This is a genomic window from Pseudothioclava alba, assembly GCF_033100795.1.
GTDB lineage: Bacteria > Pseudomonadota > Alphaproteobacteria > Rhodobacterales > Rhodobacteraceae > Pseudothioclava.
In genome coordinates, this window is sequence record NZ_JAWLVI010000007.1 from 1 (window position 1) to 20,621 (window position 20,621).

The window sequence follows — 20,621 nt, forward strand, 5'->3', positions numbered from 1 at the left end:
CAGGCGGCGATATCCAAATCGACGCCGCTCAGCCGACAGCTCCCGCAGCCGCTGGCGCAGATCTTTGTCCTCCGGCCGCTTCGGGTGCCGCCGATACACACGCGGATCGATCCCGGCCAGGCCTTGTCCGACAATTGCCACCAAGTCTCAACCACGACGGCATCCTGATTAGGGTGGCGTTCGTCATATCGCGTTGCAAACCGGCGAGGATAATCCTCTGTCACGTCAAACGTGGTTTGCGCTTTTCCGAACGGTCGAATGGATTGCAGGGCGGTGAGCGTTGCGGTTTTGCCTGCCTCGTTCTTTCCGACGAGGCAACACAGTTCACCCACGGAGATTTTTCTCGTGTCAAGAATCGACTTGAAGTTCTGAACGCGAATATGGGTTAGTTTCATGGGATCGGCCCGCTCTTGCTGCTCAACGCAAAGGATGCACCAAGTCTTTTGATTCAACAAGATGTTGTGCTCAGGCCAAGAGACTTGCGAACTTCTGGCGCGAGACGGTTGCGGTTTCGCTCATTTCTAACGCATAAAGGTGGCCTAACCGTCCACGTCAGCAGAGACCCATGAACCAGCTTTCCATCTTCGATCAGGACCAGTTCGCGGCGACGGCTGAGACCTTTATCGACGACCTTCGGGCGTTCGATGACTTCGGCCAGCGCACCGTGACTGATACTGTGGAAGGCATCCCCTACCTGATCAACGAGTTCTGGACGGCAGGGCAGCGCCAAGCGCACTCGATCCACGAGGTGTCCTATCGGGCTTGCTTTAAGGCGCAGTTGCCCGAGTTTTTCATCAATCGGCTGACCAAGCCGGGGGACGTGGTGTCCGATCCGTTCATGGGGCGGGGCACAACGCCTGTGCAGGCGGCGCTGATGGGCCGTCAGGCTTTCGGCAATGACATCAATCCGCTGTCGGTCCTGCTGACCCGTCCACGGCTGCGCCCGATCACCTTGCAGGCGGTTGCGGCGGCGCTGCAAACGGTTGATTGGTCGCGCGGTGCGATTGGGCGCGAAGACCTGCTTGCCTTCTACCACCCCGAAACGCTCAAAAAGTTGGAGGCGCTACGCCTGTGGCTTGCCGAACGCGCCCCGCTTGGTGGCGAGAGCGTTGACCCGGAGGCCGACTGGATTCGGATGGTGGCGATCAATCGCCTCTCTGGCCACTCTCCGGGCTTTTTCTCTGGCCGGTCGATGCCGCCGAACCAAGCCGTGTCGGTCAAGGCCCAACTCAAGATCAACGAGAAGCTAGGCGTTTCACCGCCAGAGCGCGACGTGGCCGCCGTGATCCTCAAGAAGTCGAAGACGCTGCTCAAGGACGGCTGCGCCCCTAGCCAGGCGCGCTCGGGCCTTCACATCGGCGCTGCGTGGGATTTGCGCGGCATCGCTGATGCTTCGGTCGATCTCACCGTCACGTCGCCCCCATTTCTCGACATCGTGCACTATGCCGCCGACAACTGGCTGCGCTGCTGGTTTGCAGGCATCGACCCGGAAACCGTCGCCATCGACATGCACCGCACAGAGGAAGCGTGGACCGCGATGGTGCATCGCGTCCTAGCCGAACAGGCCCGCATCTTGCGCCCCGGTGGCTATGTCGCCTTTGAGGTCGGAGAGGTCCGCAATGGCAAAGTGCTGCTCGAACGGCTCGTCTGGAAGGCGGCGGAGGGCCTGCCGTTCAACCGGCTGGGCGTGATGGTGAACGATCAGGAGTTCACCAAGACGGCCAACTGCTGGGGCGTGGACAACGGCGCAAAGGGCACAAATACCAATCGGATCGTGTTGCTACAGCGAGATTGAGTTAATTCATCTCGCCCAAGTGGTTTCTGAAGATCGACGTCAGTTGATATTCCCAACCGCCGTTGCCGTAGTCGTAAGCATAGCGGCAGATTTTACCGCGATCCTCGTCCGTCAGATCAATTCGCCCGGTTTGTTGGTTGAGTTTGCCTTGGAGGTATTGAAGCAGACTCTGAAACCCACCTTGGCCGACTGTGGGTTCCATCAGGCGAGCAATTTCGGCCGCGTCTAGGGTCACTGTTTTCAACTCAAATCTCCAAGGGTTTACTAGGCGTCGCTAATAGGGGACAACGCTCTCATAGCAACTGTGAGGGCATTGTGGAAAGACGTTTTCAACTTCGCTGGGATGAGGAAGAGCTTGCCCGCGCGTTCCGGGTGACACCCAAGGATGTCCGCGAATACCTGACCGATGGTCGGCGCGTCTCGTTCATCATCGAGCGGCGTCTGATGTGGGAGAATCCGGGCTGGAAGCTGGCCCCGTCTGAGGGCGCTGGCTATGACCTGCTCGACCCTGAGGGCGGCATGTGGGAAGTGCGCTCGATCACGCGGCAGGGGGTGTATTTCAATCCGAGCAATCAGGTCGGGTCTGGCCGGGTGTTCAATGAGGAAGGTTTTCAAGCCAAGCTGTCGGGCATCAAGGGCTTCATCCTGTCCGACATCGTGGGCTTTCCCGTCGTCGATGTCTTCGTCGTGCCGGTGGACAACGTGCTGCGCTGGCATCGCGGTCGTGCGCTTGGCAGCAATGCAAAAATTTCTCGGGAGAAGTTCCTCAACATTTTGGCGCGCGACATCCGCCACGAATGACCGATCCGAAAGCGAAGTATCGCCAGAAGAACCGGGCCTTGCTCGCATACAAGCAGGCCCTGCGTAGGGCGGGGCCTGCTGCCCCGCCTTGGCTTACCCCTGAGCATCGCGCACAGATTCTGGCGATCTATCAGGAGGCGCAGGCGTGGACCGATCAGACCGGGATCAAGCACAGCGTTGACCATTTGGTGCCCCTTATGCGTTCGGCAACGGCGTCGGGCGCGAGCGGATGAAGTCGAACGCCGAGATGCGCAAGGTGCGGCATTGGCTGTGCAACGCCGCCATGTCGTCGGAAAAGACCGTCGAGGGGATTTTCGCAGAAATGGACGAGGCGCAGGCTGGCGGGATGATCTTGCGCCTGATCGACCAGGACATGAATCCATTCTTGCCGCACATCGGGGCGGAAGATGTTCGTGCATTCGAGGACGCTGTGGCTCGCTGCTACGGGGTCGCGGGTCCAGAGTTCGTTCGCCGCCTGATGGACATCGACGACGGCGATCTGCGGGCGCGGCATCGGGCGGCGCTGCTCGATCTGTATGCAGGCGGTGATAGCCGCCTTGAGCGTGCTGCGGCTTCTTACGCGCAGTTGATCGTCGCGGGCGAGATCATGGGCATTGACACGACCGTGGTGTCCGACGCTTGGCGCGCGTGGCTCGACGGTGTGGTCGAGGCGAACGTGATGGACGATCATGTCGGGCTCGCGCGCCGCATCGTCGATCTGATCGACGCCGAGATGAACGCGGGGATCATCCGCATCGGTTCGGCGCAGGATGATGACTATGGCAATTCGGACGAGGTTGACGACGAGGTGACGGAGCGGGGGTATTCCAGCCGCACGCGGCTCGGGTGGTATGACGAGGAACGGGTGTATCTGGCCTCTGGGACCTTGGACAAGATGCTGCGCGGGTTCGACAAGGGCGCGTTCTGCGACTGGGCCGTCGAGAACGGCGCAATGATCAGGCCGCAATCGGATCGGCGCACGGGGTGGATTCCGAAGCTGACGCCGCGGCGTCAGGCATATTGGTTCGACGAGAACGGGCTGCGGTCTGTAACAGGGTGACTGTTACACGGCGGCGGGTGTTGCAGCGCGCGGGGCGGTCTTCGGGCCGCCTCGTTTGCATTTCGACGGGCGGGTTGCAGGGGTGCTGTAACGTGTTACAGGCATTCGAGGGGTACTGTAACACCGCTTTTCGACTGGAAAGCCAAGGGGGTGCCGGGGGTCTGTTACAGTTGTTACACTATCTTCAAAAGAGAGATAGATAGAAGAAACCTGCTGTTTTTGCGTGTTTTTGTCTTATGCCTCTCTCTCGGCCAGACCACTGTAACAACTGCAACAGCTGTAACACTTCGAGCTGCTCCCTCGATCCCCTCGACCCACACTGCGCGTGTCGCCGCGTCTAGGTCCTGCGCAGGTTAATCAGCAATCAATGGTTCTCGGTGCTCAACCGCTTGATCTCTATGGAATCCAAGTGGTTATTTGCAACATTCTTGCAATTCCACGTCGGACGACGGCGCAGACGCGTCAACCTCACTGACCCATTTTAGGCAGACGTTCATTTCTAGAAACGCCCGCGCGCCACCTAATTCCGCGCAGGAACCGCGGCCAGCGCTGCGCCATCGTGTTGCGGTCAACGGAAGACCGAACATGCAACACGATACCCACCTCGCACCCTTCGTCGCCGCGCTCTCTTACGCGTGTGCGACGAGCGGTTCGACGACCTTCTGCCCGATCATCGTGCCCATGCCGACGAGGCCCGAAATCCATATGACGGCTTCGACGGACACGCTTCCGTCTTCGTCGCGCCGAAAGGCGCGTAGGGTTCTGATGCTACTCAAATTCATTCTCCGTTGTTAAGGTCAGCAAAGCTGACCAAACGGAGCATCGGAACTTCGCGCTCGGAACGTCTACCGCAATAGTTGATGGCGACGCGACAAATGGTGCTGTATAGAGGACAGAACCACTAAGGAGAGTGTTCTTGTCGTTCTTGCCCCGCTCCATTCGCCCGAAAGCCCCGCCGATCAAGACGCAGGGGATCAAGACGAAGGTCGTGCCGTTGATCGCACGCTCCATCGTGTGGGATGGCGGGGGGCGATGGATCGAACCGTTCCTTGGGTCCGGCGTCGTGGCACTGAACATCGGCCCGCAACGGGCTGTTCTCGCTGATACCAACGAACACATGATCGACCTATATCGCGGCATTCAAGACGGCTCGATCAACGGGCGGTCGATGCGGCAGTACCTTGAACGCGAAGGATCTGAACTGCTCGACAAAGGCGAGTCGCACTACTACGCCGTGCGCGAACGCTTCAATGAGCACGGCGACCCGTTCGACTTCATGTTCCTAAGCCGCTCCTGCTTCAACGGCATGATGCGCTTCAACAAGAAGGGTGGGTTCAACGTGCCGTTCTGCCGAAAGCCCGAACGCTTCCGGCCCGCGCTCGTGACGAAGATCGTGAACCAAGTCGAATGGGCACGCGGAGCGATGGCAGGCAAGGACTGGGATTTTGTCGTGCAGGACTGGCGCGCAACAATTGCGTCGGCGGAACCCGGCGACATGATCTACTGCGATCCGCCGTATGTTGGACGACACACGGACTACTACAACGGTTTCACTGACGAGGAATCCGACGACCTTGCGCGCGCGCTGATCGAGACCGACGCGTCCTTTGCACTGTCGAACTGGCTCGAGAACAAGTATCGACGCAACGAATACGTCGACCGCTGGTTCTCAAGCCACCCGCAGCGAACCATGTCGCACTTCTATCACGTCGGCCCGCAGGAGGCTTTGCGGAACGAGATGATCGAAGTGGTGATCCTGTCGACGTGTGCGGCGGCTGAGCCCGTCGACGAAACGCATAAGGAATCTGCGCTACCCTTGTTTGAAGCTGCGGAACTCGCCGATGTTTGAGAAGTCGCCACGGTCGGCTTTCGTGCGACCGTAGGCGCGCCAGTAGGCGAGAAACTCGTCCTCGGATTCGAACGGGCCGTTGCCAGCGCGGAAGTCTTCAATCGTGCCGTTGATGGACCCGATGTTGGTCGTGTTGCCGCTGCCAGCGCGGTCGGACGAAATGCGCCATTTCTCCTGCACGAACACTTCGACATTACCGAAAGGCAGCGGAATGTCGGTCAACTGATCGACCGAGAATTTGTGCTCGGCCTGCGCTTTCTTCTCCGCAATACGGTTGTAGACGAACCCGATCACCCAGTGTTCGGCGTAGTGATCGAACGGGAAGACGATGTTCTTCTTCTCGTTCCCAGGTCGGATGAAACTGGTGTAGCCGCCGAGCGTGTAGCTGAACTTGTCGTCGTCGTGGATGCGGTAGGTCGTCTTCACGTCGATGGCGATTTTGCCCATCGCGCCTAGGCCTTTGTGGAACGTGAAGTCCGGGTAATGATTCTGCACGGTTGGTTCGAGGCATTCATACCCGAGTGCTTTCGCCGTCGCATAGACGGCGGGGCGGCTGACCAATTCGAAGATGGTGCTCAGGACCTTCGTGTCTGCGCCGAGTGGATACACGCAGCCAGTCTGATCGACAATGCCGCAGACCTTGTAGGCGTCAGCCAGCTTGTCGAGTTCTTCCGATAGGGTTTCTTCAATGCCCGGCACGCCGCCCCTCCTTCAATTCGCATCTTTTCTCGATGCTTATCTGACGAAGTTGCCGCAGTCGAGGGCGGGGCGGCGTTTCATCCGCGTGCAGCGCCGCGGCAGCACACGGGGCGCCGCGCCTCATTGTCGCCAAGGTGGCGTGTGATGTATCGACGAAAAGGAGTGATCATGCACGACGACTTGCCGAGGTCGCGGGACGAGGCGCTAAGGAAAGGCGCATTTCTGTATTTCACCGGTCGTGTGTGCAAGCACGGGCATGTCGCGCCGCGCTACGCGAGTTTCGGCGGGTGTGTCGATTGCCAGAGCGAGCGCAACACAAAGCGCGATGAATGGCCGGCGCCGCGGCGAAGAATCCTCAGGGCGCAAACCTAATTCGGCCTCTGGCCCTCGCGGAACGGTCGTGCGACGCAGGGGACGCTAAGCGTCCTTCGAGGTGTGGGATCGCGATTGCGGGCAAAACTGGGCGGTCGCTACCTGCGGCCGCCCTTTTTCGTTGGCGACTTAGAAGGGCGGTTCTTCGGGAGGAAAATCGAAGTCTGAGCCAGACGACGCTGCCTGCATCTCCTTGATCTCACGCTTTGTGATTCTCGGCATCCGCCCCGACTTCTCGCCGGGTTCTTTTCCGCGCTCGCCCTGAATGATGTCGATGGGCCTTTTCGGGAGGAGACCCACTTGTCGGCCTTCGCCGCGACGCACACCATGCGAACGGAGTGAATGTCGCTTGCGCTTCGGAAGACCGTAAAAGGTTCGTGCACGCTCCCAGTCGGCGGCGTCGAGCACTTCTTCGAAGAAGTGGAACCGATCATCGACAATAATGCGGCTGACTTCTTTGTCGAACAGGTAAACACGCCCCTCGGCATCGACGGAAGCAGCGTTCATGTGCTTCTGCCGAAAGTTGGGCGTCTTGTAGCGCGGCGGTTTGATCCATTTCACATACATCTGCCTGCTTTGCCTGAACAATCTGGCAATAGTAGGGCCGGTGGCCGTCACATCGAAAGTGACTCGATGCGTTGCAAATACGTTGCAAACGAGAGACGCGTTGCAAATGATGCGACGCGTAACTCATTGAAATCCTATGGATTTTTGGCTCCGGCGGTAGGGATCGAACCTACGACCAATTGATTAACAGTCAACTGCTCTACCGCTGAGCTACGCCGGAACACGAGGGGTGTATAGAAAGACTGTTTGGTGTTGTCCAGAGGGATTGAGCGGAATTTTCGCGAAAAACTAACTTCGCGAAAATCTGCTCGTAAGGGAAATGGCGCCTAAGGATTTTGTTATATTTTCTCTTGTCATTTCAATTAGATGGGCGAGCACGTTTCGCTCTGCTGCAAGCATCAGGGCATGGGGCGTGTCGGTATAGATTGCTTGGGTCAGTTCTGCCGCCGTCGCTGGACCTTTATCAAGCGCTGAAAGAATTTGCTGGCTGCGCTCGTGGCGGTGTGCAGCCAGTTCCTCGATGCGGGAGCGGGGGGAGACCACGGGAGCGCCATGGCCGGGGTAGAGGATGCGGGGGGCTTCCTTGGCGAGTTTGTCGAGCGAACGGAAATAATCTCCCAGATCACCGTCCGGCGGCGAAATCAGCGTTGATGCCCATCCCATGACGTGATCGCCGGTAAAGGCAATGTCGCCGGACAGGAAACACAGGTGATTGCAGAAATGCCCGGGCGTATGGATCGCGCGCAAAGACCAGTTGGCGTCGTGTACGACCTCTCCATCGGCCAGCATTACGTCGGGCAGGAACGCGCGGTGCACACCTTCACCCCCGCCAATATCGGCGAGCGCGGCCAGGTTCCGCATCACCGCCGAGCGCCCGGCCTCGGGAGGGCCGAAGGCATAGACTGGCGCACCGGTCAGTTTGGCCAGCGGGGCAGCGCCTGGCGAATGGTCCAGATGGGCATGGGTTACGAAGATATGGCTGACTGTCTCGTTCGGAGCCAACCCTTCGAGAAGCGCCCTCAGATGTGCCGGATCATCGGGGCCGGGGTCGATAACCGCCACCTCGCCTGTCCCAACAATATAGGTGCAGGTGCCATTCAGCGTCATAGGCGAGGGGTTCGGCGCCACAATCCGCCGCACACCGGGTTCAAGAAGTTCAAGACCTGCCATCTTCCGCTTTTCCTTTCTCATGCTCCAGACTAGGGTTTAGCCATGAAATTCGGCTGGCTCAAACAGATCATGCCGCGCGGGCTTTACGGGCGTGCCGCGCTGATCCTGATTGTGCCTGTGATGACGATCCAGCTGGTGATCTCGGTTGTGTTCATCCAGCGCCATTTCGAACGTGTCACGCAACAGATGACCGGCTCGATGGCGCGCGAGGTGGCGCTGATGGGGGATCTGGCCAAAGCCGCTCCCGATCTGGGCATCGCGTTGCCGGCGATGCGCGCCGTGGCCGAGCCTTTGGAGCTTCTGGTCGAGCTGCCCGCGCCCGAGGGTAACCTGCCCGACGGGAATTTCCGTCGCCCGTGGCTTGATCTGACGGGGATCGTTGTGATCTCGACCTTGCAAGAGGAACTGCCCGATCTGGTGGGCGTCGATCTGGCAGACAGCCGGTATGTGCGGGTGTTCCTGCCATCGCATAACGGGCTGGTGCAGATTGATTTCGCGCGCCGCAGCGCCTCGGCATCAAATCCGCACCAGTTGCTGGTGCTGATGATTGTCGTGTCGCTGTTAATGACGATCATCGCCTATCTTTTCCTGCGCAACCAGTTGCGGCCGATCCGGCGGATGGCTTTTGCCGCCGAGGAGTTCGGCAAGGGGCGCACTGTGCCCTACCGGATTTCGGGCGCGACCGAGGTGCGCAAGGCTGGGGCCGCGTTTCTGGACATGCGCGCGCGGATCATGCGCCATCTTGAGCAACGCACCTTGATTCTGTCGGGGGTAAGCCACGATCTGCGCACGCCACTGACGCGGCTGAAGCTCGGGCTTTCGATGCTGCCGCGCGACGAGGAGGCCGAAGACGAAATCCAGGCGATGGAACGCGATGTCTCGGAGATGGGGAAGCTTGTTGACGCCTTCCTTGATTTTGCGCGTGACGGGGCAATCTCTGGGGAGCCGGAGGTGCGCGATCCCTGCGTATTTGTGCGTCAGGTGGTTGAAGATGCCGCGCGCACAGGGTTTCCCGTGCGGCTGATAGACTGTCCGGGCGAGGGGAATGTCGAAATGAGTTTCCGCCCCGACGCCCTGCGCCGCGCGATGGAAAATCTGATCGGGAATGCCGCGCGCTATGGCACCCGAACCGAGGTTTCGGTCGCGCTCCGCCCGACGGCCTTTGAGATTCGGATCGAAGATGATGGCCCCGGCATTGCGCCAGATGCGCGCGAAGAAGCGCTCAAGCCCTTTACCCGCCTCGATCCGGCGCGCAATCAGGACAAGGGCCAAGGGGTTGGCCTTGGGCTTTCGATCGCGGCCGATGTGCTGCGTGGGCACGGCGGGATGCTGAAACTCGAAACATCTGAACGCCTTGGCGGGCTGTGCGCGCGGCTGATCCTGCCGCGTTGAGGCAGGGTGCGTCGCGTGAAGTTCATCTTGTCGCCCGATCCGGTCTTGCGTGTGTCCGAACCCATGCGCATTGTGAGGACGAGAGACCGCGCTGATGGTTGAAGAAGACAGGTTCGCCTCCTAGATATGGGGCTGACGGGAAGGGGTGAGTGCTGCCGCATCGAGCGGGGCCGGGCCACCTTCGCCACTAAAGGACAAAAGATGACCGAGAGTTTTACCAATACCTTCGCTGTGCTGCCGCTGCGCGATATTGTGGTCTTTCCGCATATGATCGTGCCGCTGTTCGTCGGTCGTGAGAAATCGGTGCGCGCGCTGGAAGAGGTGATGGCCGAGGATCGCCAGATTCTGCTGGCCAGCCAGATTGATCCCAGCGTTGACGACCCCGATGCCGACGGGATTTTTCGTGTGGGCGTTCTTGCGAATGTGCTGCAACTGCTGAAATTGCCCGATGGCACCGTGAAGGTGCTTGTCGAGGGCGCGACGCGGGTGCGGATCACCGATTTTGCCGAAAACGAAATGTTCTTCGAGGCTTATGCCGAGCCTCTGGAAGAGGTCGAGGGCGATGTCGAGACGATCCGCGCGCTTCTGCGCTCGGTGTCGGATGAATTCCAGCGCTACGCCAAGATCAAGAAAAATGTCCCCGAAGAGGCGCTTTCGGCTGTGTCCGAGGCGACCGATGCCGCCAAGCTGGCCGATCTGGTTTCGGGGCATCTGGGCCTTGAGGTGAAGCAAAAGCAGGAGCTTCTTGAAACGCTCGACATCTCGGCGCGTCTGGAGAAGGTATTCGGCCTGATGCAGGGGGAGGTTTCGGTCCTGCAGGTCGAGAAAAAGATCAAGTCGCGCGTGAAATCCCAGATGGAGAAGACGCAGCGCGAATACTATCTCAATGAGCAGATGAAAGCCATTCAGAAGGAGCTTGGCGACGGCGAGGACGGGCAGTCCGAAGTCGCCGAGATCGAAGAGAAAATCGCCGCGACCAAGCTCTCGAAAGAGGCGCGTGAAAAGGTCGAGGCCGAGGTCAAAAAGCTCAAGTCGATGTCTCCGATGTCGGCTGAGGCGACGGTTGTGCGCAACTATCTCGACTGGATTTTGGCGCTGCCCTGGGGCGTGAAAAGCCGCGTGAAGAAAGATCTGTCGCGCGCCGAAGAGATCCTGAATGCGGATCACTACGGGCTTGAGAAGGTCAAAGAGCGGATCGTCGAATACCTTGCCGTGCAGGCGCGGTCGGCCAAGCTTAAGGGGCCGATCCTGTGCCTTGTTGGCCCGCCCGGCGTGGGGAAAACCTCGCTTGGCCGTTCGGTCGCCAAGGCAACGGGACGCGAGTTCATCCGCATCTCGCTTGGTGGTGTGCGTGACGAAAGCGAAATCCGCGGCCACCGGCGCACCTATATCGGCTCGATGCCGGGCAAGATCATTCAGGCGCTGAAAAAGGCCAAAACCACCAATCCGCTGATTCTGCTCGATGAGATCGACAAGATGGGGCAGGATTTCCGTGGCGATCCGGCCAGCGCGATGCTGGAAGTCCTTGATCCGGAACAGAACTCGACCTTCGTCGACCACTATCTTGAGGTGGAATACGACCTCTCGAACGTGATGTTCCTGACCACGGCGAACAGCTACAACATGCCGGGGCCGCTGCTGGACCGGATGGAGATTATCTCGCTTGCCGGCTACACCGAGGACGAAAAGCGCGAAATCGCCAAGCAGCACCTGACCCCCAAACAGGTCAAGGCGCACGGGTTGAAGAAAAGCGAATTTACGCTGACCGATGCCGCGCTGACCGATGTGATCCGCCACTATACCCGCGAAGCGGGCGTGCGGAACCTTGAGCGCGAGATCGCGAAGCTGTCGCGCAAGGCGGTGACCGAGATCATCAAGTCGAAAGGCGCGGTGAAATCGGTGCATGTGGATGAGGCGAAGGTCGGCGACTACCTTGGCGTCAAACGCTTCCGCTATGGTCTGGCCGAGCAGGAAGATCAGGTCGGTGTGGTGACGGGGCTTGCCTGGACCAGCGTCGGGGGCGATCTCTTGCAGATCGAGGCGCTGCGCCTGCCGGGCAAGGGCCGGATGAAGACCACCGGCAAGCTGGGCGAGGTGATGAAAGAGTCGATCGACGCGGCATCGTCCTATGTGCGCTCGGTAGCGCCCGAGATTGGCGTGAAGCCGCCCAAATTCGAGAAGGTCGATATTCACGTCCACGTTCCCGAAGGCGCAACGCCGAAGGATGGCCCTTCGGCGGGTATCGCGATGGTCACGTCGATTGTTTCGGTGCTGACCGGCATTCCGGTGCGCAAGGACATCGCCATGACCGGCGAGGTCACGCTGCGCGGCAATGTGCTGGCTATCGGCGGCTTGAAGGAAAAGCTGCTGGCGGCCCTGCGTGGCGGCATCAAGACGGTGCTGATCCCAGAGGAGAACGAAAAAGACCTCACCGAGATACCCGACAATGTGAAAGAGGGGCTGACGATTATTCCGGTCAGCCATGTGCGCGAAGTGCTACCGCGTGCGCTGGTGCGGATGCCCGAGGCGATCGACTGGGATGAAGAGGCCGAAGAGGCTGCCGCTGCGGCGGCCGTCAAGGCCGCCAGCGAAGGGACGGGTGCCACCGCGCACTAAGATCGTGTCACTTATCGGGAAGGGGCGTGCCTGCGGGCGCGCCCTTTTCATATTTGCGGTCCAGACTGGATTGTTAACCTTTTCCCGCGTAGGCTGCCGCCATCGTTGACACAAACCATCGGGGGCAGTGATGGCTAAACGTAGAACGCGATCCACATCGCGAAGCAAACCCACGCAAACAAACACTCCGGCAACGGCGGCAAAACCTACTGTCGGACTTACCGTCGTGTCGTCCGAGGAGCCCGTGCAAGGCGCGGCGCCCGAACCGTCGGTCGTTCTGAAGAAAAAAGAGTTTTTCGAACGCGTCGTCGCGCGCTCGGGGGCGAAGAAGTCGGAGGTTCGCACCATCGCCGAGGCTGTGCTGGAGGAAATCGGTGAGGCGCTGTCGAAAGGTGAAGTGCTGGCCCTGCCGCCTCTTGGCAAGGTGCGGGTTACGCGCTCGGTCGATCGCGATAGCGCCGAGATGATCGTCGCGAAAATCCGCCGCCCGAAGGCAGGTGCCGGGGCATCGGACGCGAGCGATGACGACGCGTCGGATACCGATATGGACGAGGGCGACGACGAATAAGCCCCGCGCGCGCCAGTGTGGTCCAGAAAAAAATCAAGCGGGCCTCTTGCGAAGAATTCAGAGCTTCGCTAGAAGCCGCGCTATCGGGCGATTAGCTCAGCGGTAGAGCGCTTCGTTCACATCGAAGATGTCAGCGGTTCAAATCCGTTATCGCCCACCAGAATTCGAAAAGCGCTCCTGAAACGGGGCGCTTTTTATTTTCTCCCGGTCATCGTTACGGGCTTGCGCATCGCTTTGTGCCCGCGTTAAAAGCGCTGCGGTCGGGCGGTTAGCTCAGTTGGTAGAGCGCTTCGTTTACACCGAAGATGTCGGGGGTTCGAGTCCCTCACCGCCCACCAGTTATCCCGTTGAAATGTTGTGGCCCCCAGGCGTGATCTGGCATTTGCGGCCTCATCAGTCGGGTTCTTATTTGAAAACGGGGCCATCGTCGGCCCCGTTTGTTGTCCCGCAGGGCTGTATCAGAAGCCTGCTTTGATCTTCTCGAACTCGGCCAGCTGACGTTCGCGCAGGGCCGGATCGTTCGGGGTCTGGGCCAGAATCGGTGCGGAAATCTGTCCCAGGCCTGCGGTGACCAGATCTTCGGCCGGAACCAGCTCCATCGCTGTGGTGTTCGAGTGGCCATAACCGATCGCGTCGATCAGCGCGGGGCCGGACGAGGGGGCGAGCCACGCGTTGATAAAGTCATACAGCTTGTCTTCCGAGCCGGGGCCGTCCTTCATGTTGACGAAGCCGCAGAACCAGGTCGAGGAGCCTTCTTTCGCCTCGCGCTGGAAGCCAACCGGATAGCCGTCGTCTTGCAGATAGGCGACGCCATCGTTCCATGACCACGAAATCAGAACCTCGCCCGAGGCCATGGTCTGTGCCTGCTCGGCGGGGTCCGCCCAGTAGCTTTGCACATTCTGGTGCGCCTTGCGCAGCCAGTCGGCGGCGGCGGCGAATTGCGCGTCGGAAATCTCGGTCCAGTCGCTCACGCCGGTAGCCAGATAGGCCAGCGCCCAGACGTCGTCCGAGCTGTCAGGCAGCGAAATGCGGCCCATGTAATTCGGGTTCAGGAACACATCGAGCGAGGCAACATCCTCGGCGGGAACCTCTTCGGGGTTATAGGCAACAGCCGTCACTCCCCAGTCGGTCGGGATATACCAGACGCCTGCGTCATCCTTGAAAATCTTGGAGTTCAGGAACTTCGGATCAAGGTTGGCGAATTCGGGAATGCGCGAGACATCCCATGGCTCAATCAGGCCGGCATCGCGGTATTTCGACACCATCTGCGAGCAAGGATGCGCGGTGTCGGCCTTAAAACCCGAGGCGAGCTTTTGATAGGCTTCGTCGTCGTCACCATAGAAAGTATAGCTTGGGCCGTCGCCGTGCTTTTCGGTGTAGGCGGTGAACAGGCCGGGCTCCTCGAAGCCTGCCCAGTCAAAGACGAGCAGGTCAGGATCGGCGGCGAAAGCGGGCATGGAAACCGCGAAAAGCGCAGTGCCTGTCATGAGTGCAGCAAGTTTTTTCATCAGTAGATTCCTGTTGGTTTTACTTGTTCTGATCCCGACGCTATGTCGCCCCGCGTAATCGGGCAAGAGGGTTTTGCGCCGAACTTTCGGGCGATAAAAACCGTCGAAAGATAACTGGAAACGGGTGCGGCAGATCATATCTGGACGCAAAGGTCCGCGAGCAGGAGCGCTGTCAATTGGAATTGAACGAACGACCAGTCATCTTGTGGTTGCGCCGCGATCTGCGTTTGCACGATCATCCCGCGATGCAGGCAGCAGTGCGCACGGGCAGGCCGGTGATTCCGGTGTTTATCTGCGATGAGACTGTCGAGGGGCTGGGGGCTGCGCCGAAATGGCGGTTGGGGCAGGCGCTGGAGGCGTTCTCGGCGTCGCTCAACGCGATCGGGTCGCGGCTGGTGCTGCGCAAGGGCGCCGCGCTTGAGGTGTTGCGTGCGTTGATTGCGGAAACGGGCGCGGGGTCGGTGTTCTGGAGCCGCTATTACGATGGCCCTGCGCGCGACCGCGATTCCACGGTCAAGGCAGCGCTAAAGGCCGAGGGCGTCGAGGCCGAAAGTTTCGCGGGGTTCTTGCTGTTCGAGCCTTGGACAGTTGAAACCAGACAGGGCGGCCCCTATCGGGTCTATACGCCCTTCTGGCGTGCGGTCCGTGATGTGCCCGTTGCTGCGCCTGAGGCTGCCGTGACTGCGTTGCCTGCGCCGGATTGCTGGCCGGAAGGCGACAACTTGGCCGCTTGGCGTCTTGGCGCGGCGATGCATCGCGGCGCGGATGTCGTTGCGCGCTATGCCCGTGTCGGAGAGGCGGCGGCGTTGGACCGCTTGCAGCAGTTTTGCGAGGATAAGATCGAGGCTTATGCCGAGGCCCGCGACTTTCCCGCGCGCGCTGCGACCTCGGGTCTGTCGGAAAACCTGACCTATGGCGAGATTTCTCCGCGTCTGATCTGGCACGCGGGCTGGCGAAGTGTCCACGAGGGCGCGCGCGGGGCCGAGCATTTTCTGAAGGAACTGGTCTGGCGCGAGTTCGCCTGGCACCTGCTCTATCACTTCCCTGATCTGGGGCAGGCCAACTGGCGCGCCGAATGGGACGGGTTCCCGTGGCGCGGTGACAGTGCCGATGCCGAAAGCTGGCGGCGCGGGATGACTGGGGAGCCTCTGGTTGATGCGGCCATGCGCGAGCTTTATATCACCGGCACGATGCACAATCGCGCCCGCATGATCGCGGCCTCCTATCTGACCAAGCATCTGTTGACCGACTGGCGTATCGGGCGGGCGTGGTTCGAGGAGACGCTGATCGACTGGGATCCGGCGGCGAATGCGATGGGGTGGCAATGGGTGGCGGGCTGCGGTCCCGATGCCGCGCCCTATTTCCGGGTGTTCAACCCCTCCGGCCAGGCCGATAAATTCGACCGTGATGGAGGTTATCGGCGCCGCTTTATTGCCGAGGGCCAAACTGATCCGGCCCGATCCGCACTTGATTTCTTTGCGGCGGCCCCGCGCAACTGGGCGCTGTCGGCCGCGCATCCCTATCCATCTGCGCAGGTCGAACTGGCCGAGGGGCGCCTGCGTGCCTTGGCGGCCTATGAGGCATTGCGCGCCAAAGCCTTATAGGCTGCGTTTCGCAGAAAACGGCGTGTATCGTCGTGATGCCCGGAGACCCTGAACGCCCTGCATCAGGTGCCGGGCATCACTCGGCTGCAGGACGCGGTGAAGGCAGAGGGACCGCGCTGTCTTTTGGGATTTCATGGCGTCGTCGAGAGAGCGGGGGGGGGGCAACAGCCGCCATATACGCGGACGACCGGAGGTATGGGCGATTCCGTTTGCCCGCTGAGAAACTGGCCGGTTTCATCCCCGTTCTGCGGCGTCAAAGCTCGCGTTAAGCTTGTTTCCAAGGCTGCCGTGCTGCGCGCGAATTTTTATCGCGAATTTCGTAAAGGTCCGCTTGACGCCGCGCGCCGCCCTGCGTAATACCCTCTCCACGCTCGGACAGCGATCCGAAGCGGGAGCGAGCGGTTGTAGCTCAGTTGGTTAGAGTACCGGCCTGTCACGCCGGGGGTCGCGGGTTCGAGCCCCGTCAACCGCGCCAGCTCCTGTTTTGAACGCCCGAGTGCCATAAGTGCGCGGTTGTAGCTCAGTTGGTTAGAGTACCGGCCTGTCACGCCGGGGGTCGCGGGTTCGAGCCCCGTCAACCGCGCCACTTTTCCCCTTAGATGAATGGATGCGCGCCGCAAGCGATTGCGCTTGTGGGTCGATTTTCGTATTCGGGTTTTCGAATATGGAGGGAGCCATGGCATTTATCGACCGGATCAAGCTTGAAACCGCGCTGATTGCCGCGCTGTTCCTGGGGCTGGCCCCCTTTGTGCCCGAGCCGCATGTCTGGGAAAAGCTCAAGATGCTGGCCTCTGGCGCTCTGACCCGCCCCATCGACATCTTTGATCTGGTGCTGCACGGCGCGCCTTGGATGGTGCTGTTCCTGAAACTCGGGCGGATGGCTGGCCGTAAGGCGGGCTGAACTTTTCAAACCCCGCGAAGCCGCGTATAGCGAAGGCAGTTTACCCAAGGGAGCCTCGCTATGACGGACCAACTGGATGCAAAAGCGCTGATCGACGAGCTGGGGGCGAAGGCCCGTGCGGCTGCGGCGGAGCTTGCCTTTGCGCCAGCCGAGGCGAAGGCGAAGGCTCTGACGGTTGCGGCCGAGAAGGTCTGGCAGGACCGCCACGCGATCATCGCCGCCAATGGCGAGGATATGGCTTTTGGCGCGAACAAGGGGCTTAGCCCCGCGATGCTGGACCGGCTGATGCTGGACGAGGCGCGGATCAATGGGATTTGCGAGGCGCTGCGCGCGGTCGCGGCGCAGGAAGATCCGGTCGGTAAGGTCATCGCGGAATGGGATCGCCCCTCGGGGCTGCATATCAGCCGCGTGCGCACGCCTTTGGGCGTGATCGGGGTGATCTATGAATCGCGCCCGAACGTGACGGCGGACGCGGGTGCTCTGTGCCTGAAGGCGGGCAATGCCGTGATCCTGCGCGGCGGATCGGAGAGCTTCCATTCAAGCCGTGCAATCCACGCCTGTATGGTGGCAGGGCTGGAGGCCGCGGGCCTGCCGGTCGATGCGATCCAGCTTGTTCCCACGCGCGACCGCGCCGCTGTGGCCGAGATGCTGAAGGCGGTCGGCTATATCGACGTGATCGTGCCGCGCGGTGGCAAGGGGCTGGTGGGGCTTGTGCAGGCCGAGGCGCGCGTGCCCGTTTTTGCGCATCTCGAAGGCATCTGCCACATCTATGCCGATGGCGCCGCCGATCCGGAGAAGGCGCGCAAAGTGGTGCTGAACGCGAAGACGCGGCGCACGGGGATTTGCGGTGCGATGGAGTGTCTGCTGATCGACCGCGCCTTCTATGCCAAACATGGCGGTGTGCTGATCGAAGATCTGGTCAAGGCCGGCGTCGAGGTGCGTGCGGATGGCGAGTTGGCCGAAATTCCGGGCACCGTTCCGGCGACCGAGGAGGATTTCGGCAAGGAATACCTTGATGCGATCTGTGCGGCGAAGCTGGTCGACGGCGTGGACGGGGCGATTGCGCATATCCGGCGCTATTCATCGTCGCATACGGAATCGATCCTGACCGAAGACGACGCGGTTGCCGCGCGCTTTTTCGCACGGGTCGATAGCGCGATCCTGATGCGCAACGCTTCGACCCAGTTTGCCGATGGCGGCGAGTTCGGCATGGGCGGCGAGATCGGGATTGCGACCGGCAAGCTACATGCGCGCGGCCCCGTAGGCGCCGAGCAGCTTACCTCGTTCAAATATGTCGTGATCGGGGATGGAACGATCCGTCCCTGATTCGGGCCGGATCGGCTCTCGCCCAAAGGTTCACGCCCGCCCGCAGTAGCTCTGCGGCAGGGCGGGGCTCCTGTATGTGGACGGCGAAACATGCGGCCATCGCTCGTGCGCTGCGAAAGCCCGGTGCCGTGGGTCGACAAAAGCGCGCGAGGGCACCGAATCCGATGCGACCTATCTGCGCGCACTGTGCCTGAAGGCTCTCAGGCATCGCAATGGCAGGCGAGGCTGTGAAGCATATGTCTGGCGGCTGAGGGCGTGCCGAACACTGATCGGTCTCCGGCAGAAGCTTTGCGTCATGCCGACTTGGATGCAGCCGACATTGGCACGTTGTTGAACGTCCAAATGCCTGTCTGGCGGTTGTTTTGGGAAATGGCGGACCCGGAGCGATTCGAACGCCCGACCCCCAGATTCGTAGTCTGGTGCTCTATCCAGCTGAGCTACGGGTCCGCTGTGAGGGGGGATTTAATGCCCGTGCCGACCCTTTGCAAGGCCGAAATGCCGAAAAAAGAAAAACAAATTTTCGGGCGGGAAAAGCCCCTTGTTTTGCTGCGCGGGTCAGGCGGCGTCGGTCACCAGGTCTTTCGGAAGGTGCATCCGGAACTCGGTTCCCTCCGAATCGCTGCGCGCCAGATCGAGGTGCCCGCCATGCCCGCGCACCAGCTCGGCCGAGATCGCAAGGCCAAGCCCCGTGCCGCCTTTGCGCGTGCCGCCCTGAAAGGGGCGGAACAGGTGTTCACGGGCACGCTCGGGGAGGCCCGGGCCGGTGTCTTGCACGCGTATCCACCACTCATCACTGGCCTCGCCTGCGCCCACCTCGATGGTGCCGGGGGCTTGCGTCGCTGCAATCGCTTGCCGCGCATTGCGCACGAGGTTCGAGAGCACGCGGTAAAGTTGCTCGCGGTCCGCGCGGATCACCAGATTCGGTGCGATGTCGGTGACAAACTCGATCTGGGCGGCATCTGCGGGCGATTGCTCGCTCTCGATGATTTCGTTGACCAGTTCGGCCAGCATAAATCGCGACAGGCTGGGCGGGGGTTCCTCGGCGCGCCCGAAGGCCAGCGTCGTTTCGCACAGGTTCACCGCCCGCCCGATCGAGGCGACCAGCTTGGGCGCGGCCCGTTTCACCCCCGGATCTTCCGAGCTTTCCATCCGGTCCGCAAAAAGCTGCGCTGTCGTCAGGATGTTGCGCAGGTCATGGCTGATCTTTGCCACCGCCTGCCCAAGCTGTGCGAGCCGCTCCTTTTGCTTCAGCGATGCCGTTAGCTGGTGCTGCATCGTCGAGAGCGCTTCTTCCGCGACGCGCAGTTCCTTGATCCGCGCCGACGGTTCGATGAAGCGGCGTGCGTCTTCGGGGGCGTCAGCGTAGATCGACATCTGTTTCACGACGCGGCTGATCGGTTCCAGAACCAGACGGCGCACAGCGGCGAACAGCAGTAGCGCCAGAGGGCCAGCGATTGCCGCCGAGAGCATCAAAAGCCGCAGCCCGTATTCGATCATCTCGACGCGCATCGGGCCGGTTTCCATCGTAACTTCGATGACAAGGCCGCCTTTCTGCACCGGATCACCGATCACGCGGATCACATGGTTGCCCGAATCGACCAGCACCACGAGGGCATCGCGGATCTTTTCCCAGAACCCCGGCTCGCGCAGGTCATAGGTCGAGACGACGGGCGAGGGGATTTGCGAGGACAGCACCAACTGGCGCACCTCATCGCGGCGCAACACGACGTTGAACACTCCCGCATTGGCCAAAAGCTCTTTTTCCAGATCCTCGTCGATCATCTGGTCGGTCGTCAGCAGCGCGAGCGAGGCAATCTGGGCGCGCTCAAGGCGTGAGATAAGGTAGTCTTCGCGAAAACTGCCAACGCCCGGCAAGAGGAGCGCTACCTCTGCCAGCACGACGAAGATCGTCGTCAGAACCAGAAACCGGCCTGAAAGAGTGTTGACCGCCATCGTTCACCGTCTGTGCGGAACTTCCTCCGCGCGGGGCCTTTCCTCCCGTCTTTCTGCCAAGATGCCTGGCATTTTCTTGATTTGCCAAGGCTTTCGCGAGAACATAGGCAGTGATACGCCGAGGAAAAAGAGGGCGATCCGGTTTGAAACCCGCTTTTGGCGGAAAAACGGTAAAAATCCCCCTTGGGTGAATTGACTTGCCTCCCAACCCTCACTAAAGGACTGGCTTCGAATGTTATCGGCCCTCGAATCCGCAATGGTTTGGGGCCCGAACCGGAGTAGAGACATATGAAACGCACGTTCCAGCCGTCGAACCTCGTTCGCGCCCGCCGTCACGGCTTCCGCGCCCGCATGGCTACCAAAGGTGGCCAAAAGGTGCTGAACGCTCGTCGCGCCAAGGGCCGCAAGCGTCTTTCGGCCTAAGGTCCAATCGGCCTTAA

Annotated in this window: 19 protein-coding genes, 6 tRNA genes and 2 pseudogenes; 16 read left to right on the forward strand and 11 right to left on the reverse strand. The window is 60.7% G+C overall.

The window, feature by feature from the left end:
- Positions 1 to 120, reverse strand: a pseudogene (locus tag RYZ20_RS13640) (IS3 family transposase); the annotation flags it as partial.
- Between the two features lie 203 nt (positions 121 to 323).
- Positions 324 to 395 (reverse strand): annotated as a pseudogene (locus RYZ20_RS13645) (hypothetical protein); the annotation flags it as partial.
- Positions 396 to 565: 170 nt separating this feature from the next.
- Here RYZ20_RS13645 and RYZ20_RS13650 point away from each other — a divergent pair.
- Positions 566 to 1,795 carry a DNA methyltransferase gene (locus RYZ20_RS13650; RefSeq protein WP_317674377.1) on the forward strand — a complete coding sequence of 410 codons (1,230 nt, stop codon included), beginning with the start codon at positions 566 to 568 and terminating at the stop codon, positions 1,793 to 1,795.
- Between the two features lies 1 nt (position 1,796).
- Here RYZ20_RS13650 and RYZ20_RS13655 read toward each other — a convergent pair whose 3' ends face one another.
- Positions 1,797 to 2,039 carry a hypothetical protein gene (locus tag RYZ20_RS13655; protein WP_317674379.1) on the reverse strand — a complete coding sequence of 81 codons (243 nt, stop codon included), beginning with the start codon at positions 2,037 to 2,039 and terminating at the stop codon, positions 1,797 to 1,799.
- 71 nt (positions 2,040 to 2,110) lie between these two features.
- On the opposite strand from RYZ20_RS13655, the gene RYZ20_RS13660 reads away from it, so the two are divergent.
- From RYZ20_RS13660 to RYZ20_RS13670, 3 genes are read left to right on the forward strand one after another with little or no spacing between them, the layout of a single operon-like run.
- A complete protein-coding gene (locus RYZ20_RS13660; protein WP_317674381.1) occupies positions 2,111 to 2,596 on the forward strand; it encodes a hypothetical protein in 486 nt (161 codons plus the stop codon).
- Positions 2,593 to 2,829 carry a hypothetical protein gene (locus RYZ20_RS13665; RefSeq protein ID WP_317674383.1) on the forward strand — a complete coding sequence of 79 codons (237 nt, stop codon included), beginning with the start codon at positions 2,593 to 2,595 and terminating at the stop codon, positions 2,827 to 2,829. Before RYZ20_RS13660 ends, RYZ20_RS13665 begins: the two co-directional genes overlap by 4 nt.
- Positions 2,826 to 3,656, forward strand: a complete 831-nt coding sequence (locus tag RYZ20_RS13670) for a hypothetical protein (RefSeq protein ID WP_317674385.1) — start codon at positions 2,826 to 2,828, stop codon at positions 3,654 to 3,656. The genes RYZ20_RS13665 and RYZ20_RS13670 overlap by 4 nt, the downstream gene beginning before the upstream one ends.
- Before the next feature lie 629 nt (positions 3,657 to 4,285).
- On the opposite strand, the gene RYZ20_RS13675 is transcribed toward RYZ20_RS13670, so the two are convergent.
- Complete coding sequence (locus tag RYZ20_RS13675) at positions 4,286 to 4,432, reverse strand: hypothetical protein (protein WP_317674387.1); 147 nt, start codon at positions 4,430 to 4,432, stop codon at positions 4,286 to 4,288.
- Positions 4,433 to 4,572: 140 nt separating this feature from the next.
- On the opposite strand from RYZ20_RS13675, the gene RYZ20_RS13680 reads away from it, so the two are divergent.
- A complete protein-coding gene (locus RYZ20_RS13680; protein WP_317674389.1) occupies positions 4,573 to 5,505 on the forward strand; it encodes a DNA adenine methylase in 933 nt (310 codons plus the stop codon).
- Here the strand turns inward: RYZ20_RS13680 and RYZ20_RS13685 are convergent.
- The 4 genes from RYZ20_RS13685 to RYZ20_RS13700 all read right to left on the reverse strand — a co-directional run bounded on the left by RYZ20_RS13685 (position 5,467) and on the right by RYZ20_RS13700 (position 8,250).
- The gene (locus RYZ20_RS13685; protein WP_317674391.1) at positions 5,467 to 6,204 is read right to left on the reverse strand and encodes a type II restriction endonuclease; all 738 of its coding nucleotides are present in this window, start codon (positions 6,202 to 6,204) and stop codon (positions 5,467 to 5,469) included. The two genes, RYZ20_RS13680 and RYZ20_RS13685, sit on opposite strands and share 39 nt — an antisense overlap.
- A gap of 501 nt (positions 6,205 to 6,705) precedes the next feature.
- Positions 6,706 to 7,143 carry a hypothetical protein gene (locus RYZ20_RS13690; protein ID WP_317674393.1) on the reverse strand — a complete coding sequence of 146 codons (438 nt, stop codon included), beginning with the start codon at positions 7,141 to 7,143 and terminating at the stop codon, positions 6,706 to 6,708.
- Positions 7,144 to 7,288: 145 nt separating this feature from the next.
- A tRNA-Asn gene (locus tag RYZ20_RS13695) sits at positions 7,289 to 7,363 on the reverse strand.
- Positions 7,364 to 7,431: 68 nt separating this feature from the next.
- Entirely contained in the window at positions 7,432 to 8,250 is an 819-nt protein-coding gene (locus tag RYZ20_RS13700) for an MBL fold metallo-hydrolase (protein WP_317674395.1), read from the reverse strand.
- Between the two features lie 105 nt (positions 8,251 to 8,355).
- Between RYZ20_RS13700 and RYZ20_RS13705 the strand changes: the two genes are divergently transcribed.
- The 5 genes from RYZ20_RS13705 (at position 8,356) to RYZ20_RS13725 (ending at position 13,227) form a co-directional block, all read left to right on the forward strand.
- Positions 8,356 to 9,705 (forward strand): ATP-binding protein, encoded by a 1,350-nt coding sequence (locus tag RYZ20_RS13705; protein ID WP_317674397.1) that lies wholly within the window; start codon positions 8,356 to 8,358, stop codon positions 9,703 to 9,705.
- Positions 9,706 to 9,906: 201 nt separating this feature from the next.
- Positions 9,907 to 12,321: an endopeptidase La gene (lon, locus tag RYZ20_RS13710; RefSeq protein ID WP_317674399.1), complete on the forward strand. Its 2,415-nt coding sequence runs from the start codon at positions 9,907 to 9,909 to the stop codon at positions 12,319 to 12,321.
- 226 nt (positions 12,322 to 12,547) lie between these two features.
- Positions 12,548 to 12,889, forward strand: a complete 342-nt coding sequence (locus RYZ20_RS13715) for an HU family DNA-binding protein (RefSeq protein ID WP_317674401.1) — start codon at positions 12,548 to 12,550, stop codon at positions 12,887 to 12,889.
- An 85-nt stretch (positions 12,890 to 12,974) separates the two neighbouring features.
- Positions 12,975 to 13,049: transfer RNA gene (locus RYZ20_RS13720), tRNA-Val, on the forward strand.
- A gap of 102 nt (positions 13,050 to 13,151) precedes the next feature.
- Positions 13,152 to 13,227: transfer RNA gene (locus tag RYZ20_RS13725), tRNA-Val, on the forward strand.
- A gap of 120 nt (positions 13,228 to 13,347) precedes the next feature.
- Here the strand turns inward: RYZ20_RS13725 and RYZ20_RS13730 are convergent.
- Positions 13,348 to 14,397, reverse strand: coding sequence for an ABC transporter substrate-binding protein (locus tag RYZ20_RS13730; protein WP_317674403.1), 1,050 nt, complete (start codon positions 14,395 to 14,397; stop codon positions 13,348 to 13,350).
- Positions 14,398 to 14,579: 182 nt separating this feature from the next.
- Between RYZ20_RS13730 and RYZ20_RS13735 the strand changes: the two genes are divergently transcribed.
- The 5 genes from RYZ20_RS13735 to RYZ20_RS13755 all read left to right on the forward strand — a co-directional run bounded on the left by RYZ20_RS13735 (position 14,580) and on the right by RYZ20_RS13755 (position 18,228).
- Positions 14,580 to 16,001 (forward strand): cryptochrome/photolyase family protein, encoded by a 1,422-nt coding sequence (locus RYZ20_RS13735; RefSeq protein ID WP_317674405.1) that lies wholly within the window; start codon positions 14,580 to 14,582, stop codon positions 15,999 to 16,001.
- A gap of 398 nt (positions 16,002 to 16,399) precedes the next feature.
- Positions 16,400 to 16,476: transfer RNA gene (locus tag RYZ20_RS13740), tRNA-Asp, on the forward strand.
- Between the two features lie 34 nt (positions 16,477 to 16,510).
- Positions 16,511 to 16,587, forward strand: a tRNA-Asp gene (locus RYZ20_RS13745).
- Between the two features lie 90 nt (positions 16,588 to 16,677).
- Complete coding sequence (locus RYZ20_RS13750) at positions 16,678 to 16,902, forward strand: RND transporter (protein ID WP_317674407.1); 225 nt, start codon at positions 16,678 to 16,680, stop codon at positions 16,900 to 16,902.
- A gap of 60 nt (positions 16,903 to 16,962) precedes the next feature.
- Positions 16,963 to 18,228 (forward strand): glutamate-5-semialdehyde dehydrogenase, encoded by a 1,266-nt coding sequence (locus RYZ20_RS13755; RefSeq protein WP_317674409.1) that lies wholly within the window; start codon positions 16,963 to 16,965, stop codon positions 18,226 to 18,228.
- A gap of 370 nt (positions 18,229 to 18,598) precedes the next feature.
- On the opposite strand, the gene RYZ20_RS13760 is transcribed toward RYZ20_RS13755, so the two are convergent.
- Together RYZ20_RS13760 and RYZ20_RS13765 are read right to left on the reverse strand one after the other, a co-directional pair.
- A tRNA-Arg gene (locus RYZ20_RS13760) sits at positions 18,599 to 18,675 on the reverse strand.
- Positions 18,676 to 18,783: 108 nt separating this feature from the next.
- Positions 18,784 to 20,181, reverse strand: coding sequence for a sensor histidine kinase (locus tag RYZ20_RS13765; protein WP_317674411.1), 1,398 nt, complete (start codon positions 20,179 to 20,181; stop codon positions 18,784 to 18,786).
- A 288-nt stretch (positions 20,182 to 20,469) separates the two neighbouring features.
- On the opposite strand from RYZ20_RS13765, the gene rpmH reads away from it, so the two are divergent.
- Positions 20,470 to 20,604 (forward strand): 50S ribosomal protein L34, encoded by a 135-nt coding sequence (gene rpmH, locus RYZ20_RS13770; protein WP_096433999.1) that lies wholly within the window; start codon positions 20,470 to 20,472, stop codon positions 20,602 to 20,604.
- The last annotated feature ends 17 nt before the right edge of the window (positions 20,605 to 20,621 follow it).

Excerpts from the sequence above, each read along its gene's own strand:
- lon (WP_317674399.1), top strand. The coding sequence starts at position 9,907 with ATGACCGAGAGTTTTACCAATACCTTCGCTGTGCTGCCGCTGCGCGAT.
- rpmH (WP_096433999.1), top strand. The coding sequence starts at position 20,470 with ATGAAACGCACGTTCCAGCCGTCGAACCTCGTTCGCGCCCGCCGTCAC.
- RYZ20_RS13730 (WP_317674403.1), bottom strand. The coding sequence starts at position 14,397 with ATGAAAAAACTTGCTGCACTCATGACAGGCACTGCGCTTTTCGCGGTT.
- RYZ20_RS13755 (WP_317674409.1), top strand. The coding sequence starts at position 16,963 with ATGACGGACCAACTGGATGCAAAAGCGCTGATCGACGAGCTGGGGGCG.
- RYZ20_RS13665 (WP_317674383.1), top strand. The coding sequence starts at position 2,593 with ATGACCGATCCGAAAGCGAAGTATCGCCAGAAGAACCGGGCCTTGCTC.
- RYZ20_RS13700 (WP_317674395.1), bottom strand. The coding sequence starts at position 8,250 with ATGACGCTGAATGGCACCTGCACCTATATTGTTGGGACAGGCGAGGTG.
- RYZ20_RS13750 (WP_317674407.1), top strand. The coding sequence starts at position 16,678 with ATGGCATTTATCGACCGGATCAAGCTTGAAACCGCGCTGATTGCCGCG.
- RYZ20_RS13670 (WP_317674385.1), top strand. The coding sequence starts at position 2,826 with ATGAAGTCGAACGCCGAGATGCGCAAGGTGCGGCATTGGCTGTGCAAC.
- RYZ20_RS13705 (WP_317674397.1), top strand. The coding sequence starts at position 8,356 with ATGAAATTCGGCTGGCTCAAACAGATCATGCCGCGCGGGCTTTACGGG.
- RYZ20_RS13765 (WP_317674411.1), bottom strand. The coding sequence starts at position 20,181 with ATGGCGGTCAACACTCTTTCAGGCCGGTTTCTGGTTCTGACGACGATC.
- RYZ20_RS13690 (WP_317674393.1), bottom strand. The coding sequence starts at position 7,143 with ATGTATGTGAAATGGATCAAACCGCCGCGCTACAAGACGCCCAACTTT.
- RYZ20_RS13650 (WP_317674377.1), top strand. The coding sequence starts at position 566 with ATGAACCAGCTTTCCATCTTCGATCAGGACCAGTTCGCGGCGACGGCT.